This is a genomic window from Rhodococcus sp. NPDC127527, assembly GCF_042672245.1.
Lineage (GTDB): Bacteria > Actinomycetota > Actinomycetes > Mycobacteriales > Mycobacteriaceae > Rhodococcus_G.
Map to the genome: position 1 here is coordinate 15966 of NZ_JBHXVP010000007.1, position 16113 is coordinate 32078.

The 16113-nt window shown below is 69.9% G+C and carries 15 protein-coding genes and 1 riboswitch; of the genes, 7 read left to right on the forward strand and 8 right to left on the reverse strand.

The features are described from left to right. Window positions 1-95: 95 nt before the first annotated feature. Both ACFVH2_RS13620 and ACFVH2_RS13625 read right to left on the reverse strand, forming a co-directional pair. Window positions 96-689 (reverse strand): DUF1772 domain-containing protein, encoded by a 594-nt coding sequence (locus ACFVH2_RS13620; protein ID WP_378428612.1) that lies wholly within the window; start codon window positions 687-689, stop codon window positions 96-98. A gap of 5 nt (window positions 690-694) precedes the next feature. Continuing rightward, entirely contained in the window at window positions 695-1534 is an 840-nt protein-coding gene (locus ACFVH2_RS13625) for an NmrA family transcriptional regulator (protein WP_378428611.1), read from the reverse strand. A gap of 120 nt (window positions 1535-1654) precedes the next feature. Here ACFVH2_RS13625 and ACFVH2_RS13630 point away from each other — a divergent pair, with 120 nt between their 5' ends. Further along, complete coding sequence (locus tag ACFVH2_RS13630; protein ID WP_378428609.1) at window positions 1655-2566, forward strand: LysR family transcriptional regulator; 912 nt, start codon at window positions 1655-1657, stop codon at window positions 2564-2566. Between the two features lie 97 nt (window positions 2567-2663). Here the strand turns inward: ACFVH2_RS13630 and ACFVH2_RS13635 are convergent, their stop codons facing one another. From ACFVH2_RS13635 to ACFVH2_RS13650, 4 genes are all read right to left on the reverse strand, one after another. Continuing rightward, window positions 2664-4349, reverse strand: coding sequence for a cytochrome bc complex cytochrome b subunit (locus ACFVH2_RS13635; protein ID WP_378428607.1), 1686 nt, complete (start codon window positions 4347-4349; stop codon window positions 2664-2666). Continuing rightward, window positions 4346-5482: a ubiquinol-cytochrome c reductase iron-sulfur subunit gene (locus ACFVH2_RS13640; protein ID WP_378428605.1), complete on the reverse strand. Its 1137-nt coding sequence runs from the start codon at window positions 5480-5482 to the stop codon at window positions 4346-4348. The genes ACFVH2_RS13635 and ACFVH2_RS13640 overlap by 4 nt, the downstream gene beginning before the upstream one ends. Continuing rightward, window positions 5479-6330, reverse strand: a complete 852-nt coding sequence (locus ACFVH2_RS13645; protein WP_378428603.1) for a c-type cytochrome — start codon at window positions 6328-6330, stop codon at window positions 5479-5481. Before ACFVH2_RS13645 ends, ACFVH2_RS13640 begins: the two co-directional genes overlap by 4 nt. A 63-nt stretch (window positions 6331-6393) precedes the next feature. Continuing rightward, on the reverse strand, window positions 6394-7005 hold the full coding sequence (locus tag ACFVH2_RS13650; protein ID WP_378428601.1) for a heme-copper oxidase subunit III: 612 nt from the start codon (window positions 7003-7005) through the stop codon (window positions 6394-6396). A gap of 127 nt (window positions 7006-7132) precedes the next feature. On the opposite strand from ACFVH2_RS13650, the gene ACFVH2_RS13655 reads away from it, so the two are divergent. Beyond that, entirely contained in the window at window positions 7133-7600 is a 468-nt protein-coding gene (locus ACFVH2_RS13655) for a hypothetical protein (protein WP_378428599.1), read from the forward strand. A gap of 44 nt (window positions 7601-7644) precedes the next feature. Beyond that, window positions 7645-8679, forward strand: a complete 1035-nt coding sequence (gene trpD, locus ACFVH2_RS13660; protein WP_378428597.1) for an anthranilate phosphoribosyltransferase — start codon at window positions 7645-7647, stop codon at window positions 8677-8679. Window positions 8680-8694: 15 nt separating this feature from the next. Here the strand turns inward: trpD and ACFVH2_RS13665 are convergent, their stop codons facing one another. Both ACFVH2_RS13665 and ACFVH2_RS13670 read right to left on the reverse strand, forming a co-directional pair. Further along, window positions 8695-8970 (reverse strand): Lrp/AsnC family transcriptional regulator, encoded by a 276-nt coding sequence (locus ACFVH2_RS13665; RefSeq protein ID WP_378428595.1) that lies wholly within the window; start codon window positions 8968-8970, stop codon window positions 8695-8697. 96 nt (window positions 8971-9066) lie between these two features. Then, window positions 9067-10767 (reverse strand): DEDD exonuclease domain-containing protein, encoded by a 1701-nt coding sequence (locus ACFVH2_RS13670; protein ID WP_378428593.1) that lies wholly within the window; start codon window positions 10765-10767, stop codon window positions 9067-9069. 536 nt (window positions 10768-11303) lie between these two features. Next, a riboswitch (cyclic di-AMP (ydaO/yuaA leader) is annotated at window positions 11304-11468 on the forward strand. A 12-nt stretch (window positions 11469-11480) separates the two neighbouring features. Here ACFVH2_RS13670 and ACFVH2_RS13675 point away from each other — a divergent pair. The 4 genes from ACFVH2_RS13675 to ACFVH2_RS13690 all read left to right on the forward strand — a co-directional run bounded on the left by ACFVH2_RS13675 (window position 11481) and on the right by ACFVH2_RS13690 (window position 16017). After that, window positions 11481-12047 (forward strand): NlpC/P60 family protein, encoded by a 567-nt coding sequence (locus ACFVH2_RS13675; protein ID WP_378428591.1) that lies wholly within the window; start codon window positions 11481-11483, stop codon window positions 12045-12047. Between the two features lie 336 nt (window positions 12048-12383). Further along, window positions 12384-13436, forward strand: a complete 1053-nt coding sequence (locus tag ACFVH2_RS13680; protein WP_378428589.1) for an NlpC/P60 family protein — start codon at window positions 12384-12386, stop codon at window positions 13434-13436. Continuing rightward, on the forward strand, window positions 13433-14803 hold the full coding sequence (locus ACFVH2_RS13685; RefSeq protein WP_378428614.1) for a hypothetical protein: 1371 nt from the start codon (window positions 13433-13435) through the stop codon (window positions 14801-14803). Before ACFVH2_RS13680 ends, ACFVH2_RS13685 begins: the two co-directional genes overlap by 4 nt. Before the next feature lie 86 nt (window positions 14804-14889). After that, a complete protein-coding gene (locus ACFVH2_RS13690) occupies window positions 14890-16017 on the forward strand; it encodes a glycosyltransferase family 4 protein (RefSeq protein WP_378428587.1) in 1128 nt (375 codons plus the stop codon). The last annotated feature ends 96 nt before the right edge of the window (window positions 16018-16113 follow it).

Consider the following 16113-nt stretch of genomic DNA (forward strand, 5'->3'; position numbering starts at 1 on the left):
TTGTCGTGGCCTGCGTCTGTTGTTTATAAGGAGCTAGACCATCTGTCACGGCGAGGGCGCCGAACCCGATCGGGTTCGGCGCCCTCGCCGTCTGTTCAGGGTCGCCAGGTGCCGACGGGATCGGCCGGGTATCCGTGCGGCGACGTGATCGGACCGGTGTAGGCGGCCTGCGCGACCGGCGGCTGTTCCTGCGGCGCGGTGGCGCGCCCGTGCAGCACCAGGGCGTAGGAGAGCGACACGAAGGCGACGGTGCTGACCACCGCCCGCGCGATGTTCCAGGTGACCCATCGGGACTCGAACTGCGAACGGACCTGGTCGGCGTTCGCGATGTGCTCACCGGCGGCCGCCAGCTCGTCGTTCAGGGGCACGTTGACGGTCGCGGTGATGACGAGCATCGCGACGTAGAACACGAGCGCGACGATGATCCAGGGCAGCGCGCCGCGCGCGGAGCGCAGATGCAGCAGCAGCGACGCGACGGTCAGCACCAGGCCGCCGAGGAAGCAGGCCATGAACCAGCCGTTCAGGATCGCGACATTGATCTTCTGCATCGCCTCGACGAACGTGCGGGCATCGGTGCGTCCGAGGCCCGGCATCACCGCGTAGGCGAACGCGGCGAACAGTCCCGCCATGAGTCCGGCGGTGATGCCCGCGCCGAGCAGGGTGATGGTCTGGAGGAGCTTGGCGTTCATCCCGGTCACCCCACGTTCCAGATGCCGGTGCCGGCGGTGGACGAGGCGTACTCCGTGAAGTCCCTCGGCGCGCGGCCCAGCGCACGCTGGACCCCGTCGCCCGGGTTCACGTTGCGACCGTCCAGCACGGTGGTGAACAGGTACATCAGCAGGTCGACGACGTCGGCGGGCACCTGCTCGGCGGCGAGCGCGGCGGCGTAGCTCTCGGCGGGCACCTGGACGTAGTCGATCGACCGGCCGGCGGCAGCGGCGATGGCGGCGACGGCCTCGGCGAAGGTGATCGCCCGGGGCCCGGTGATCTCGTAGATCGCGCCGGCGTGTCCGGGCTGGGTGAGCGCGGCCAGCGCGACGTCCGCGATGTCCTCGACGTCGACGAACGGCTCGGGGATGTCTCCGGCCGGGAGGAACACCTGTCCGGCGAGGATCGGATCGAGCAGGTAGCTCTCGCTGAAGTTCTGGCTGAACCAGCTCGAGCGGAGGATGGTGGTCTCGGCTCCCGAGTCGGTGAGCGCCTTCTCGCAGGCCTGTGCCTCGATCTCGCCCCGCCCGGAGAGCATCACCAGTCGCCGGACGCCGTGGTCGACCGCCAGTTCGGAGAACGCCGCGATGGCGTCCACCGCGCCGGGGGCGGCCAGGTCCGGGTAGTACGAGACGTATGCCGCCGTCATGCCCGTCAGTGCGGGACCCCAGGTCTCGGGGTCCTCCCAGTCGAACGGGACGCCGCCGGAGCGGGTGCCGATGCGGACCGGGAGGTCCAGGCCGGTCAGTCGCTGTGCCACGCGCCTGCCGGTCTTGCCGGTGCCGCCGAGTACGAGGGTCGCGGGCTGGGGGGTGTGAACGGTCATCGTGCTCTCCTTGCTGATCGAAAGCTGTTGTCCCCTTTACGATCGTCGAGGGGAAGGCCGCCAACAACGGCAATGTGCGCAAGAATCGTTAACCTGTGGCTATACGAAGGGGGTTGCCGCATGGAGCGGCGCGACATCGAGATCTTTCTGACGCTGGCCGAGGAGTTGCACTTCGGACGCACGGCGGAGCGCCTGCACGTGTCCACCGCGCGGGTCAGCCAGACCATCAAAGCGCTCGAACGTCGTGTCGGTGCACCGCTTTTCGACCGGACCAGCCGCCGGGTGACGCCGACGCCGATCGGCAAGCGGCTCGAGCAGGACCTGCGGCCCGCGGACGAACAGATCCGCGAGGGGATCGCCAGGGCGATCGCTGCCGGGAGAGGACTGGACGGCGTGCTCCGGGTGGGCTTCGTGGGTACCGCGATCGGGCAGTTCGTCCTCGAGATCGCCGGCACCTTCCAGGAGCGGTACCCGAGCTGCCGGGTCCAGATACGGGAGAGTCACTACAGCGACGGCGTCGGGTTGCTGCTGACCGACGAGATCGACGGACTGGTCGCGGCGGCCGACGTCGGGCACATCCGCGACCTGAGTCAGAGCCCCGTGCTCCTGCGCGAACCGCCGACCCTGGCGGTGTCGGCCCGGCACCCGTTCGCGCGCCGCGATGCGGTGACGCTCGACGACCTGGCGTCGGCGAAGGTGTTGCGGCCCCGCGGGATTCCCGACGAGGTGGACGAGGCCGCGGTGCCGCGGACCACGCCGAGCGGCCACCCCGTCGAACGGGGGCCCGACTTCGGCACCGTCCAGGAGATGCTGGCGCTGGTCGGCGCGGGACAGGGGGTGTTCCCGGTGCCCAGCCACGCCGGCCGCTACGACGCCCGCCCGGACGTGGTGTACGTGCCGATCAGCGACGGCGTCGACTTCGAGTGGCGGCTGATCTGGCGGGCGGCCGGCCAGACCGGTCGGATCCGGGCGTTCGCCGAGTCCGCGGAGGAGTTCGTGGCGAGCCGGGGGAACCCGCTGCTGGGCGAGTGAGCGTCGCAAGCTCGACGGCGCCGACCCCGCGAGGACGGCGAAGGCCCCGAACCCAGTGGGTTCGGGGCCTTCGCCGTTGTGTCGAGCTAGCCGGGACTCAGTGCTTGCCGTCTTCCGACGGTGCCTGGCCGTCGGCGTAGGAGCCGTGGCCGTGCGTCTTGTCCTGGTAGTCCCGCAGGATCGCGAGCTGCTCGTGCTCCTTCTCGTGCTCGGAGGCCAGCAGCGCGGCGGCCTCGTCGCTCGGGTCGGCGACGAGCAGGCTGCCCGAGCCGGGCTTGCCGGCGGATCCGAGCTTGTTCATCTTCTTCGGAACCGGTGCGCCCTGGTACTCCAGCGGGATCGGGTGGCCGTGGTCGTCCACGGGTCCGAGCGGCTGGTGCACCTCGACGTACTCGCCGTGCGGGAGGCGCTTGATGACGCCGGTCTCGATGCCGTGCTCGAGCACCGCGCGGTCGCTGCGCTGCAGGCCCAGGCAGAACCGGTAGGTGGCGAAGTAGGCGATCGGGGGGAGCAGGACCACGCCGATGCGACCGATCCAGGTCATCGCGTTCAGCGAGATGTCGAACTTGTACGCGATGATGTCGTTGACGCACATGACGGTCAGGATCACGTAGAAGGTGATCGCCATGACACCGAGCGAGGTACGCACCGGCACGTCACGCGGACGCTGCAGCAGGTTGTGGTGCGCGTCGTCCTTGGTGAACTTCTTCTCGATCCACGGGTAGGTGATCAGCACCGTGAGCACCAGGCCCATGATGATCGCGACCGCGAACACCGCGGGCACCGTGTACCGGCCGAACGGGTAGATCTCCCACGCGGGCCACAGTCGGGCCAGGCCGTCGGTCCACATCATGTAGAAGTCGGGCTGGCTGCCGGCGGAGACCTGGGACGGGTTGTACGGGCCGATGCTCCAGATCGGGTTGATCTGCAGCACGCCACCCATCACCGCGAGGATGCCGAAGGTGAACGCGAAGAACGCGCCGCCCTTGAGTGCGAACACCGGGAGGATGCGGACGCCGACGACGTTCTGCTCGGTGCGGCCGGTGCCCGGGAACTGCGTGTGCTTCTGGTACCAGACCAGCGCCAGGTGGGCGCCGATCAGGGCCAGGATGATGCCGGGCAGCAGCAGCACGTGCGCGACGTAGAGGCGGGGGATGATCAGCTGACCGGGGAAGTCGCCGTCGAAGACCAGCCACTGCATCCAGGTACCGATCACCGGGATGCTCAGCGTGATGCCGGACAGCGCGGCGCGCAGACCGGTGCCGGAGAGCAGGTCGTCGGGGAGCGAGTAACCGAAGAAGCCCTCGAACATCGCCAGGATCAGCAGCAGGCAGCCGATGACCCAGTTCGCCTCACGCGGGCGCCGGAACGCGCCGGTGAAGAAGATGCGCAGCAGGTGCACGATGATCGACGCGGCGAACATCAGCGCGGCCCAGTGATGGATCTGCCGGACGAACAGACCGCCGCGGACCTCGAAGGACAGGTTCAGAGCGGTTTCGTAGGCCCGCGACATCTCGACGCCGCGCAACGGCTGGTACGCGCCGTTGTAGACGACCTCGGCCATCGACGGGTCGAAGAACAGGGTCAGGTACACGCCCGAGATCAGCAGGATGACGAAGCTGTAGAGCGCGATCTCGCCGAGCATGAAGGACCAGTGGGTCGGGAAGACCTTGTTGATCTGCTTCCGCATGCCGGACGCGAGGTGATACCGCGAATCGAGGTTCTCGCCCGCCTTCGCGGCGTGGACTGCGACCTTGGACTGGCCGCCAACTGTGGTTGTCATGAACGACGCTCCCAAAATCCGGGGCCGAGAGCCTCGATGAAGTCACCGTTGGCGACGAGGAAGCCCTCTTTGTTGACAGTAATAGGCAACTGCGGGAGTGCGCGAGCGGCAGGACCGAAAATCGGCTTTCCGTACTGCAGGGCGTCGAACTGCGACTGGTGGCACGGGCACAGGATCCGGTTGGTCTGCTGCTCGTACAGGGAGGTCGGGCAGCCCAGGTGGGTGCACAGCTTCGAGTACGCCCAGTAGTCGCCGAAGTTGAAGCTCTCCTGGCCCTTGCGGCGAACCGCGCGCGCGGTGTCCTCGGTGCGCAGGCGGATGAGCATGACCGGGTTGTCGGCGCGCTTGAGCGCGTGCGACAGGGCTTTCTCGTCGAACCGCTCGGTCTCGCGGAACGGGAAGACCGTCTCCATCGCGCCGGCGTCGAGATCCTCGGGCCGCACCAGGACGATGTCCTCGGGGCGGCCGGTGTTGCGACGCAGGTAGATGGTCTCGCCGGGGAAGTTCGGGGTCCAGCCCGAGGTCCACAGGTCGGACTTGTCGCCCTTGGCCCACGGGTTCTTGATCATGCCGCCCAGCGGCATGATCGCCATGATGCCCAGCGCGCCGGCACCGAAGCCGAGGCTGCGCTTGATCAGCTTGCGGCGACCGATCGTCGAGGTCTCGAGCGAATCGCTGAGCTCGGCGACGATGGTCTTGCGGTCCACCTCGGCGGAGCCGCCGTCGTGGCGGTCCTGGATCGAGACCTCTTCGGGAACGAACTTCTTGGTGAACTTCACCGCGCCGACGCCCAGGCCGAGGATCGCCAGACCCATGGTCAGACCGATCAGCGGGGTGTACAGGTTGTAGGCGCTGTAGCCCTCCTCGCCCATGCCCTTGTACTCCCAGGGCCAGAAGAGGTAGATAGCGATGAACGCGATGGCGGACACGCCCGCCAGGGCGAACCAGAAGGCGACGCTGCGCTCGGCGCGCTTCTCGGCCTTCGTCCCCTCGACCGTCCAGCGCTCGCGGCGGAACGCGACATCGACACCGTCGAGGTTGGTACCGAGTTCGACGAGCTCGTCGCGGCTCATCGCCGCGAGCTCCTCCTCGGTGTACTTCTTCGGCGTGTCGCCGTGACCGGCGTCGCTCATGACCTTGCTCCGATCCACAGTGCTGCGCCGACAACGGCAACGATTCCGATGACCCACATGGCCAGGCCCTCGGGGCCGGGTCCGAAGCCGCCGAGGCCGTAGCCGCCGGGGTTCTTCGTCTCGGTCGAGGACTTGACGTAGGCGATGATGTCCCGCTTCTCCTCCGGGCTCAGCTGACGGTCGGAGAACTTGGGCATGTTCTGGGGTCCGGTCGCCATGGCCTGGTAGATCTGCTGCTCACTGGCCGGCTCGAGCGGCGGTGCGAACTTGCCGGAGGACAGCGCGCCGCCCTTGCCGGTGAAGTTGTGGCAGGAGGCGCAGTTCAGGCGGAACAGCTCGCTGCCGCGGGCGACGTCGTCGCCGCGGAGGGAGCTGCTGGCGAGCTCGCCGTTCGCGTCACGGACCAGGGTCGGTCCACCGCCGTTGGCCTGCACGTAGGCGCCGAGTGCGTCGATCTGCTTGTCGTCGAACTTCGGATCCTTGCGCACGATCTGGGCCTCGTTGCGGGCCGCGGGCATGCGGCCGGAGGAGACCTGGAAGTAGACCGCGGCCTCGCCGACGCCGATGAGGCTGGGACCACGGTCCTGCACACCCTGCAGGTTCGCGCCGTGGCAGGTGATGCAGGAGGTGTCGTAGAGCTGCTTGCCCTCGCGGATCAGCGCTGCCGAGTCGTCGGACGCGGTGGCGACCTGCGGAGTCGGAGTCAGGGCCGAGGCGAGGAAGCCTGCACCGACAAGTCCCATCATCAGGACCAGGGCGCCGGTGACGCGCCGACGGATCTTTCGCTGACGACGGGCTTTCGAGGCAGTCGCGCTGTCGGCGGCTGCTGAAGGGGGGGATGAACTCATCTGTATCCCTTTGGTCTCGCGGGACGGACTGAACGGGCTTGGGCTGGGTACTGCGTTCAGCTTCTAACGGATGAAATAGATGGTGGCGAACAGGCCGATCCACACGATGTCGACGAAGTGCCAGTAGTAGGAGACAACAATTGCCGCGGTTGCCTGCGCCGGGGTGAACTTGCTGACCTTGGTGCGCGCGATCAGGAAGATGAAGGCGATGAGACCGCCGATGACGTGCAGGCCGTGGAAGCCGGTCGTCATGTAGAAGACCGAGCCGTACGAGCTGCTCGACAGCGTGGTGCCCTCGTGCACCAGGTGGTAGTACTCGTAGCCCTGGCCGGCGACGAAGAACGCGCCCATGATCAGGGTGATGGTGTACCACCGGCGGAGGCCGAAGACGTCGCCACGCTCAGCGGCGAAAACGCCCATCTGGCAGGTGAACGACGAGGCCACCAGCACCGCGGTGACCGGCACCGCGAGGGCCAGGTTCAACTCGGTGGGTTCCGGCGGCCAATTGCCGTGCGCCTGCGCGCGCGCGACAAAATACATCGCGAACAAACCAGCGAAGAACATCAACTCGCTGGACAGCCAGACAATGGTGCCGACGCTGACCATGTTCGGCCGGTTCAGCGAGTGCACGCGCTGGGTGATTGCGGATCCTTGGGTCCCTACTGCGCTCGTCACAGACAGAAGTATGACGCGCTGTCGTACGAGACGGCCACCCGGGTCCGCCCTGGGCGCGTCGCGGCGCACGACCAGTATGCCTGTGCCTGCCGATTGTGCAGGTCGGCGCTCGTGCGAGGGTGGGCAGATGCAACGAGTGCAGTGGTGGCGCAAGCTGTTCGGGCGTCGTCGACCCGCCCCGCTCGAACGCGAGCGGGCCGATCTGGTGGTGGTCGCATCGGGCTTCGACGACGTCGAGTCGTGCAGCGCCGCGCTCGACCGTGCGTCGGCGTCGGAGCCCGCCTGGATCGCCGACGCCGAGGCGGTCCTGCGGCACCACCTCGTGCTGCCGGCGGACCGGGTGTCCTGGGCCGTGGAGATCGCCGCCCAGGACGACTACACGGTTGCGCCGACCGACGCGCCTGCCGGGGAAGTCGCGGCCCCCGCAGACGAGGGTCTGGTGGCGCTGGTGCTGCAGCGGACCCAGGTCCTCGATGCACTGCACTGCTCGCAGGAGCGCTCCCGGATGGCGGGGCTGGCGCAGCGTGGCGGCGGGCGGGTGCTCGGGTGGGATGCGCTGCAGCCGCCGCGTTATCGGGTTGCCGACACTGACTAAGCTGCTACTTCGATTGTGCTGGCGGCGACGGAAGAGGCAGTTGCATGGGGAGTTGGCCTGAGGTTCTCGGCGCGCTGACGGACGGCCGGGATCTCGATTCCGCGACGACCTCGTGGGCGATGAACGAGATCATGTCGGACAACGCGACGTCCGCCCAGATCGCGGCCTTCGGCATCGCGCTGAAGATGAAGGGTGCCACGCCGGCCGAGGTGACCGGCATCGCCGACTCGATGCTCGCGCACGCCCGCACCATCGACCTCGACGGTGACGCCGTCGACGTGGTCGGCACCGGCGGCGACCGCCAGCAGACCGTCAACATCTCGACCATGGCCTCGGTGGTGGTCGCGGCCGCCGGAGTCCGCGTCGTCAAGCACGGCAACCGCGCGGCCTCGTCGAAGAGCGGCGGCGCCGACGTGCTCGAGGCGCTCGGCGTGCGGATCAACCTGAGTCCCGACGCGGTCGCTCAGTGCGTGCGCGAAGTCGGCATCGGCTTCTGTTTCGCGCCGACGTTCCACCCGGCGTTCCGGTTCACCGCGGCGGCGCGCAAGGAGATCGGCATACCGACCGTGTTCAACGTGCTCGGGCCACTGACCAACCCCGCACGACCCACGGCGGGGCTGATCGGCTGCGCGTTCACCGACCTGCAGCCGGTGGTCGCGGGCGTCCTCGCCGGTCGCGGGGTGTCGGCACTGGTGGTGCGCGGCGACGACGGTCTCGACGAGATCACCACCTCGACCACGAGCACCGCGTTCGTCGTCTCGGGCGGTCGGGTCCGCGAGGACCGCATCGACCCGACCGAGTTGGGGATCGAGCGGGTACCGATCGAAGCGCTGCGCGGCGGGGACGCCGAGGCCAACGCGACCATCGCCCGCGCCGTCCTCGGCGGCGAGCGCGGCGCCGTGCACGACGCGGTGGTGTTGAACGCGGCGGGCGCGATCGCGGCGTACAGCGGACTGGAGACGAGCCTCGACGGCGCCCTCCGGGACGGACTGGAGAGGGCGGTGCAGGCCATCGACAGCGGCGCAGCCGCCGCGTTGCTCGACCGCTGGGTTGCGGTCAGCGCGTCGCTGGCGGGCTGACGCCGTCCGGCGTACTTACTCGCCGATGGAGAACGCCGCCTCGACGTCCGCGCTCGCGTAGGACCGGAACGCGATGTGCGTCGTGGTCTGCACGACGCCGTCCACCTTGTTGATCGCGCCGGTCACGACCTCGGCGATCTGCTCGTGGTCGCGAACCTTCACGATGGCGATCAGGTCGACGTCGCCCGCACACGAATACACCTCGGAGACACCCGCGATGTCTGCGACGGCCTGCGCCGTTTCCGGGATCCTGCTGGCCTCGGCATGAATGAGGACGATGGCGTTGATCATCTCGCTCCTTGTACAACGGTGGGGTGAGCCTCCCGGTCGCTCCTGGGGGCTCCGCTCGCAGCCTCCGGATCGCTCCGCGGGCTCCGCTCGCGTGCCTCAGCCTAGGCTGGCGGCGCGGGCGAGCGTGCACCACTGCAGCCACGCACCTGCCCCGCGGCTCGGTTCGGCGTAGCCGGCGCTCGCGCGCACGATCCGTACTCCGGGCGAGTCCAGCCAGCTCGCGAGGAGGCCGACCTCGCCGGCCATCGCGCCCCGCAGTGGCGACGGCTCGTCGATGACCGTCTCCGCGGCGAGGGTGAGTGCGTCGACGACCGGCATCGGTGGCACCCCCCGGGCCGCCACGCCGGCCGAGGCGAGGCGTCCGGCCCGGATCACCGCGAATTCCCAGCCGCCGCCGTCGCGTGGGCGCGCGGCGACCAGTTCGTCGATCGCGGCGACACTGGTGAGCCGTTGCGCGCGCCGCAGGGCGGTGGCGAGCGCCGCGGTCCGGTCGCGCAACCGGGCCGCGTTCTCGAACAGTTCGGCGGCCGCGAGTTCGTCGATGCGCCCGCGCAGCCGGTGCAGTGGCGCGTCGTCGGCGCCGCGGATCAGCCGGCGTGCGGCCTCCACGGCGCGGCCGTACTCGTCGGGGCCCTGCGGGTCGCTCCCCGCCGGGCAGCCGCCGACCGCCGTCGCGGGGCAGTCCGGTCCGTGCTGCTGGTCGTTGCGGATCTTCTTGGTACAACTCCGGATTCGGCACACCTCGGTGAGCGTCGCCGCGACGTCGGCGGCGTCGGTGCGGTTGCCGAAAGGCCCGAGCGCGTCGGGCGCGGACCGCCGGGTCACCGACAGCCTGGGGAACGGCTCGTCGGTGGTGGTGATCCACCAGGCCCGGCGCGGGAACTTCGACCGACGGTTGTACGGCGGCGCGTGTGCGGCCAGCAGCCGTAATTCGCGCACGGCGGCCTCGAGCCCGTGCGCACACTCGACATGGTCGACGCGGGTGGCGAGCGCGACCATCTCCTTCATGCGTGCGCGGGTCTCGGAACCGGTGAAGTAGCCCCGGACCCGCCGCTGGAGGTTGACCGCCGTGCCGACGTAGAGCACCTCGTCGGACGGGCCGCGGAACAGGTAGACGCCCGGGGTGCGGGGCAGGTGGGCGGCCAGGCCGCGTTTGCCGCGCTGTGCCGCGGAGACGTTGGGGAGGTAGTCGACGAGTTCCGGATAGCTGTGCACGCCGAGGTTGCCGACCCGCTCGAAGAGGCCGTGCAGCACGTCCACGGTGGCCCGGGCGTCGTCGAGTGCGCGGTGGGTGGGACGGGTGCTCACCGCGAACAGGGATGCGAGGGCGGAGAGCTTGACCGAGGGCGCCTCCTCGCGGGAGAGCACGCGGCGGGCCAGCTTGACCGTGCACAGCACCTGGAACGGCGGCCAGCGGAGATCGCACTGGGCGGCGGCGGCCTTGAGGAACCCGATATCGAACGGTGCGTTGTGCGCGACGAGCACCGCTCCGCGAGCGAACTCGAGGAAGCTCGGCAGCACGCGCTCGATCCGCGGCGCGCCGACGAGCATCGCGGAGGTGATCCCGGTGAGTTCGACGATGAACGGCGGCATGGTCCGGCCCGGGTCGACCAGGGTGGCGAGCTCGCCGAGGACCTCGCCGCCGCGGATCTTGACCGCGCCGATCTCGGTGATCGCGTCCTCGCCGGAACGACTGCCCGTCGTCTCGAGGTCGACGACGACGAACGTGGTCTCGCGCAACGGGGTGTCCAGCTCGTCGAATGTCAGCTGGCGGGCGGCTGCGCTCTGGTGACTCACCGGTCCGAGGCTAGGTGCCGGTACCGACAGGTCGCGGATCCGGCGGTTCGGCGGGATCGACGTGTCGGACCCCCTGGCTACTTTCCGTCCCGAGGGCCTGCGAAACGCCCGGAACCAGCGAAAGAGACGAGGGTCACAGTGATTGTGGATTGCAGTGATTGCGCGGTTCGGGGTCTCGCGTGCGGCGAGTGTGTGGTGACCGTCCTGCTCGACCGGCCCGGTGTCGCCCCGGGCGGGTCGCCCTCGGCCGCAGGGCGTTCCTCCCGGACGAGTATTGAGCAGGACGAACGACGCGCGATCGAGGTTCTCGCGGCGGCCGGGATGGTGCCGCGACTGAGGCTGGTGCGGGCCGTGGACGAGACACAGACTGGTCGGTCGTTATCTGGCCGTGACACGGGAGTGGCGTAGCCGGGCCGCGAGGCCCGATCTGGGTGAATTGTCCGGCTTTCCGGGGTCGACGAGTCGACACGGTGAGTGGGCTTTCGTAATCTTCCTGAGACCTAACGGAGTCTTGCCTCGCCACACCGGCGGAGCATCGTCAGGTACCGCCTAATCGATTTCCCGCGAGGGGATCGTGCCGGGGACCCAAGTTTCCACTGGGGTGAATCCCGACGGAACGCAGCACGCGTGCCGCCGGGTAGGGCTGATCTTCCCAGCCCGAACCCGTCAGCTAACTCGGTCGGCGGAGGAATGGAAGAAAGGCCCTCCCTTTCGTGGCAACACTCAGCTCCAAGCGCTCGATGCGACGGATCGTCGTCGCCAGCGCCATGACGCTCGGCGCGATCACCGTCACTGCGGCTCCGGCGCTCGCCGAGCCGGTCACGGTCCCCGGCGTCGGCACCTTCGACATCCCGGGTGTTCCCGCCCAGACCATCCAGCTTCCCGCCCTGCCCGGGCTGCCCGGGGCGCCTGCCCTTCCGGCCCCCGCGCCGGTCGTCACCGCAGGTGAGAAGGCCGTTCAGGCCGCCGCCAGCAAGATCGGGGCCCCCTACGTGTGGGGCGCCGCCGGTCCCGACGCCTTCGACTGCTCCGGCCTCGTCCAGTGGGCCTTCAAGCAGGCAGGCCTCAACCTGCCGCGCACGAGCTACGACCAGGCCGCCGCGGGCACCCCGGTCTCGACTTCCGCCCTGCAGGTCGGTGACGTCGTCTCCTTCTACGGCGGGTCGCACTCGGGCATCTACGCCGGCAACGGTGAGGTCATCCACGCCGCGACCTCCGGTACGCCGGTCAAGCGCGCCCCGATCGCCTCCATGCCGATGGACGGCGCTCGCCGCTACTGAGCGCGCCGCAACTTCGAGCGAACGAGGGGCCCCGATCCGATGCGGATCGGGGCCCCTCGTGCATCCGCCGGCCGGGTCTGTCCGGTATGTCGATCGGGTCGAGAATCGGGTGTCCGCGTGGGTGGACACCGCCGTATGCCATTCCGTAACCTGGTCGAGACCTTCCGAACCTCCAGTTCCGACCGGAGCGGGAGCGGGGGTCGCCGCCAGAGCGGGCCCCGCGTCGAACACGGGGCCGCACCGAGAACCCAGCACTGCATCGGGTGGATCCACCGTGGAGCCACCGGGCAGCCGGCCGGGTCGGCAGCAACAGCGGAAGAAGGAGTACGAGTCTTCGTGGCGTCACACAGATCGAGGCGGTCCAGGGGCGGAGCCCTTGTGACCGGCGTGTTGTCCATCGCGTTGGTCGCGGCCGCCACGGGCACCGCGGGAGCGGACCCGGCACCCGACAGCCCGACCACTGCCCTCGAGAAGCTCTCCGACCTCTCCCGCAAGTCCGAGCAGACCACCGAGGCGATGCACAACGCGCAGATCGACCTCGACTCCAAGGTCGCCGTCCAGCGGGACGCCGAGGCCCGGCACCTCGCCGACCAGGGCGTGCTCGACGCCGCCCGGGCGAAGGTCGCGCAGTTCCAGCCCGCCGTCGACAAGTTGACCGCCGCCAACTACCAGGGCGGTCGGGTCAACCGACTGTTCGCGGTGATGGTGTCCGACTCGCCGCAGCAACTCCTCGACCAGATGTCCGCCTTGAGCGTCCTCTCCGCCGACACCGCCGCCCAGGTCGGCCAGTTCAAGGAGGCCACCGACCAGGCCGCGACCGCCGAGAAGGCGTCGCGAGAGTCGGCCGACGCCGCGCGCACGGCGACCGAGCAGGCGAAGTCGATCAGCGACGGTCTGCAGCGCACCCAGAGCGACCTGCAGGCGCAGATCGCGCAGGTGACACAGGCGTTCGGCGCGCTCACCAACTCGGAGCGCTCGTCGCTCAGCGGCTCGTCGTTCCCGCCCGGACTCGACTCCGCGACGATCCTCAAGGCGCTGGTGCCCGGTGCGAACAACGGCGCGGTGCAGGCCGCGATGACGCAGATCGGCAAGCCGTACGTGTGGGGAGCCACCGGACCCGACGGCTACGACTGCTCGGGCCTGATGGTGTGGGCGTACAAGCAGATCGGCAAGGTGCTGCCGCGGTCCAGCCAGGCCCAGGCCGCCAGCGGCATCCCGGTGCAGAAGTCGGAACTGCAGCCCGGCGACCTGGTGTTGTTCTACTCGGACGCCTCGCACGTGGGCATGTACGTCGGCAACGGAAACATCGTGCACGCGTCCACGTTCGGGGTCCCGGTCAAGGTGGCGCCGGTGGATGCGTACCCGTTCTACGGCGCCAGACGGTACTGAACGCCGAGCCGGAGATCCCGTCGCGGCCGCCGCGACGTCGGATCCGTCCCTGGGAGGCGGTGGCCCTGGCCGGGCTGCTGTGCGCCGTTGCCGCGGCCGGTGCGCTCGCGCTGCACTCGCACGAGCCGGGCGGCGGGCAGCCGGGCACGTCCGCGACCCCGACGGTCGTCAACCCGTTCGAGCAGGCGCGCCGCTCGGGCGTGCAGGACCTGCTCGACCGGTGGGCCGGGGCGGTGCGCGACGGTGACGCCGCGGCCCTGACCTCGCTGTTCGACCAGGGTGCGGTGCCGGGATTTCTCGACGCCGAGACGGCGCGCATGCACAACCTGTCCGGGGTGCCGTTGGCGGACTGGGGCTACGAGATCGGCAACGACCCCGAGACGCCGGTGCCGACCGACCTCGCCGAACAGCTCGGTGCGACCGACGTGTGGGCACCCCCGGTGTACCTGCGGTACGCGATCGAGGGCGCCGATCCCGGCTCCACCCGCAAGCCGGTCTCGCTGGTCGTCGCCCGTCGCGGCGACGTCTGGAAGCTCGTCTCGGACCGCGCCCTGCCCGAGTACGGGCGCCAGACGTGGCGGGGGCCTTGGGATTTCGGCCCGGTGATCGCGCGAAAGGTGGACACCGACTCGCACACCTCGGTGGTGCTCGGCCACCCGGACCAGACGCAGTGGATCGACGAGCTCGCCGAGGAGTTGCGCACCGCGGTGCCCGCGGTGACCGACCTGTGGGGCGATCAGTGGTCCCGCCGCGCGGTGGTGATGGTCGCGTCGAGTCAGGACGAGTTCAGCGAGCAGGTGGGTTCGGTGCACAGCGGCTCCGACATCGCCGCGGTCGCGGTGTCGGACACGCTCGCGCCGGGCGCGAGCGTGGTGACCGGACAGCGGGTCGTGTTCAGTCCGGCCTCGGCCGAGCGGCTCAACGCGGACACCAGGCGGTCCGTGCTGCGGCACGAGCTCACCCACATCGCGACGCGCAGGGCCACCACCGACGGTTCGCCGCTGTGGATGCTCGAGGGTTTCGCCGACTACTCCGGCCACCGCGGCTCGGGGATCACCGTCGCGGCGGGCGCACCGACCGTGGCCGCCGCGGTCGCGGTGCACGGTCCGCCCGTGCGGCTGCCCTCCGATGCGGACTTCGCCGCGGGCGGGGAACGGTCGCTGGTGGCGTACGAGCTGGCGTGGTCGGTCAACGCGTTCGTGGCGGACCGTTTCGGTGAGGACCGGTTGCGTGAGCTCTACCACGCGCTCGCCGCCGGACCGGTCGACCCGGCCGGCCTCGATGCACGACTCGACGAGATCCTGGGCCTGTCGCAGCACGAACTGATCGCGCAGTGGGGCTCGTGGATGGTCGCCCACCTGCAGTGACGGCACGCCCGATCATCTCGGGGCCTGCGTGCGGACGCGTCGACCCTGGCGGCCGGGCGTGGCGGGCCAACCCCTACGGTGGAACCATGCGCCGAACCCTGTTGGTGACGAATGACTTTCCGCCCCGACCGGGAGGTATCCAGTCCTACCTGCAGTCGTTCGCGAATGCACTGCCCTCGGACGAGCTGGTGGTCTACGCCCCGCGTTGGCGCGGTGACAGCCACGCCAAGTTCGATGCCCGGCAGTCGTTCGAGGTGGTCCGGCATCCCACCACGCTGATGCTGCCGACGCCGCTGGTGGCCCGGCGGGCCGCGAAGCTGGTGCGCTCGCGTGAGTGCGACAGCGTGTGGTTCGGCGCCGCGGCACCCCTGGCGCTGCTCGCGCCCACCCTGCGCCGAGCCGGGGCCGAGCGGATCGTGGCGAGCACGCACGGCCACGAGGTCGGCTGGTCCATGCTGCCCGGCGCCCGTCAGTCGCTGCGTCGGATCGGGAACACCACGGACACGGTGACCTTCGTCAGCAAGTACACCCGACGCCGATTCGCGGCGGCCTTCGGCGCGAACGCCGCGCTCGAACACCTGCCGCCGGGCGTCGACACGGACGTGTTCCGGCCTGATCCGGCGGCCCGCGCCGAGCTGCGTGCCCGCTACGGGCTGGGGGACCGGCCGACCGTCCTGTGCCTGTCCCGGCTGGTCCCGCGCAAGGGCCAGGACGTGCTGATCAAGGCGCTCCCGCGGATCCGCGCCTCGATCGACGGCGCCGTGCTGGTGATCGTCGGGGGCGGGCCGTACGAGGAGGCGTTGCGCCGACTGGCGGTCAAGGTGGGCGTCGCGGACCACGTCGTGTTCACCGGCGGCGTGCCGGCCGCGGAACTGGCCGCACACCACACCATCGCCGACGTGTTCGCGATGCCGTGCCGCACCCGCGGGGCCGGACTGGACGTCGAGGGCCTCGGGATCGTGTTCCTGGAGGCGTCGGCCACCGGTGTTCCGGTGATCGCGGGCAATTCGGGAGGCGCGCCGGAGACGGTGCGGGAGGGCGAGACCGGGCACGTGGTCGACGGCCGCAAGGTCGCCGCGGTCGCCGAATCGGTGGTCTCGGTGCTCGCCGACCCGGACCGCGCGGCCGAGATGGGTGCCGCCGGGCGGCAATGGGTCTCGGAGCAGTGGCGCTGGGACGTCCTGGCCGCCAAGCTCGGTGGCCTGCTGCACTAGGCGCTGCGCGCCCGTGCGCGGTTGTAGAGTGGCATCACACCTCAAACCCCCACCGGGGGCGGGGGCGCCGACTTGGGGTAGATTTGCACGCTTTGC

Excerpts from the sequence above, each read along its gene's own strand:
- ACFVH2_RS13620 (WP_378428612.1), bottom strand. The coding sequence starts at position 689 with ATGAACGCCAAGCTCCTCCAGACCATCACCCTGCTCGGCGCGGGCATC.
- ACFVH2_RS13625 (WP_378428611.1), bottom strand. The coding sequence starts at position 1,534 with ATGACCGTTCACACCCCCCAGCCCGCGACCCTCGTACTCGGCGGCACC.
- ACFVH2_RS13630 (WP_378428609.1), top strand. The coding sequence starts at position 1,655 with ATGGAGCGGCGCGACATCGAGATCTTTCTGACGCTGGCCGAGGAGTTG.
- ACFVH2_RS13635 (WP_378428607.1), bottom strand. The coding sequence starts at position 4,349 with ATGACAACCACAGTTGGCGGCCAGTCCAAGGTCGCAGTCCACGCCGCG.
- ACFVH2_RS13640 (WP_378428605.1), bottom strand. The coding sequence starts at position 5,482 with ATGAGCGACGCCGGTCACGGCGACACGCCGAAGAAGTACACCGAGGAG.
- ACFVH2_RS13645 (WP_378428603.1), bottom strand. The coding sequence starts at position 6,330 with ATGAGTTCATCCCCCCCTTCAGCAGCCGCCGACAGCGCGACTGCCTCG.
- ACFVH2_RS13655 (WP_378428599.1), top strand. The coding sequence starts at position 7,133 with ATGCAACGAGTGCAGTGGTGGCGCAAGCTGTTCGGGCGTCGTCGACCC.
- trpD (WP_378428597.1), top strand. The coding sequence starts at position 7,645 with ATGGGGAGTTGGCCTGAGGTTCTCGGCGCGCTGACGGACGGCCGGGAT.
- ACFVH2_RS13665 (WP_378428595.1), bottom strand. The coding sequence starts at position 8,970 with ATGATCAACGCCATCGTCCTCATTCATGCCGAGGCCAGCAGGATCCCG.
- ACFVH2_RS13690 (WP_378428587.1), top strand. The coding sequence starts at position 14,890 with ATGCGCCGAACCCTGTTGGTGACGAATGACTTTCCGCCCCGACCGGGA.